The 1,678-nt window shown below is 42.1% G+C and carries 1 protein-coding gene; it reads left to right on the top strand.

Translation table 11 applies throughout. The annotated features are described in order from the left end of the window. Window positions 1-1,167: 1,167 nt before the first annotated feature. Window positions 1,168-1,581, top strand: a complete 414-nt coding sequence (locus FH603_RS28030; protein ID WP_186742656.1) for a response regulator — start codon at window positions 1,168-1,170, stop codon at window positions 1,579-1,581. Window positions 1,582-1,678 lie beyond the last annotated feature (97 nt).

The following is a 1,678-nucleotide window of genomic DNA, read 5'->3' as shown; positions in this document are numbered from 1 at the left end:
AACGTTTGCGGGCTGTTCTTGAAGCGTTATTCACGGGTCGGCAGACAGTCATCGAGTTGACTTGCTTTCCCTACATTCTGAATGCGTCTTTATGATTTTGAATTAGTATTACTCAATATAGTATATTGATTTTTTAGACTATTTAGTCACCCCAAAGTCAATTTCATCGCCGTTAACATCAGCAAACTTTTTTTTATAAAAATTATTTTTGGATGTCGAAAGACGTAACGCTTCCAGCCCTAATTGTCTGTAAGATAAGTGGAGTAGAAGTCGAAAACGGGCAAAACAACGTGTATGATTAATTTTTTATTTAATTAAATAGCAGGTGTTACTCTAAGCGCAGCTTGCGTAAGCTGCGTTAGTAAAGTGGTTTGGTCCTGCCATGCCTTATTCATGTAGAGAATAATGCTTTATATATGCTTACATAAAGAACTATTTATATATATTTCTGGTATATACTCCTGACAAACTAAATAAATTCCTGAGAGCGAAACCCAAAAAGAAAAAGCCGGCAACTACAGGCCTGCGTTAACGAAAGCCCTCAGGCAATATGGCTCGGCAAAAGCTATTCCAATCAGGCAGCTGTATTTTCCAGGGGGCCCAGGCAATGCCGAAACTTACACGATACTATTTATGTATCACTACATCTGTGATTATTGATTCGTTTACAACAGGAAAGCCAGCACCAATTAGATTGCTGGCAAAGCGTTAAGCAGGCGGTATGAAAACAACCAGCCATTGCTTAGGCATCTGCTTGCTTTGGCGGTCCTGTTAACTCCGCCAGGGGTAAGTCGAATCTTGACTAAATACCGGCAGCAGGAGGATGCCGCCTGGCAGGAAGACAAGCCAGCAAATGCCCCAACTCGTTTATCCGCTCAACAACATCAGTAATCCGGTAACCAACATTGACGGGGGCCACCATTCACCCTACTGAGTTGGTTAACGTTTTTTGAGCGTGCGTCCCGGCCGCGTTCATCTGAACCGTTTACCCGCTTAGCCCTGATCGGACAGTCGACGCTGCTCCATCCAGTTTTGTTGGTCCGGAGCCAATTGATGGGTAGTCCAAAGAACCGAGTCAATAATGTAAGCAGGCCTGCTGCCTTAAAAGCCTTTATCCTATTTTAAAACAATAGTAGTTACCTCTCAAAGTTTGGAGAGACTAATAACATGGAAAACCAGGAGACAAGCCAACAAACTAACCAGGAATTAGCTTTGGGTTATTGCTTGATTATTGAGGACAACATCATTGATCAGGCGAAAATACGATTGATTATGAGCGATTTAGGCTACTCGACTATTATAACGGTCGATTCGTTGAAATCATCAGCGTATTTTCTTAAAAAGATGGCCCCTGGTGTTATTATTATCAGTTTTCATTTAAAAGATGGAACCAATGGGGTTGATATATTGAATTTCCCCGGTATTTATCAGTCTAAACTGATTTTTGTTACCGACAACCCGAATGAAGGTTTATATGAATCGGTACAGGGAAAGCCTAACGTAGGCTTTTTAACAAAACCACTCTGTTTATTTGTAACGAAAAGTACGCTTGATCTACTGGATTTAATGGTCGTGACGTAACCGTGGACTCTTCGTCTTTATTGCATGGTAACACTCGTCGTCTCATGCCGCTACTGTGGCAACCAAGATGCCGTTCGGCGCAAAGGGCTCAGCACCA

Origin of the sequence: Spirosoma utsteinense (genome assembly GCF_014282275.1) — a bacterium.
Taxonomy (GTDB): domain Bacteria; phylum Bacteroidota; class Bacteroidia; order Cytophagales; family Spirosomataceae; genus Spirosoma; species Spirosoma utsteinense.
Note: the sequence above shows the minus strand (reverse complement) of the source record. Positions and strands in the feature narration are given on the sequence as shown.

What these genes read in the sequence shown, in the direction of transcription:
- FH603_RS28030 (WP_186742656.1), top strand. Translation starts at nt 1,168, where the DNA reads ATGGAAAACCAGGAGACAAGCCAACAAACTAACCAGGAATTAGCTTTG.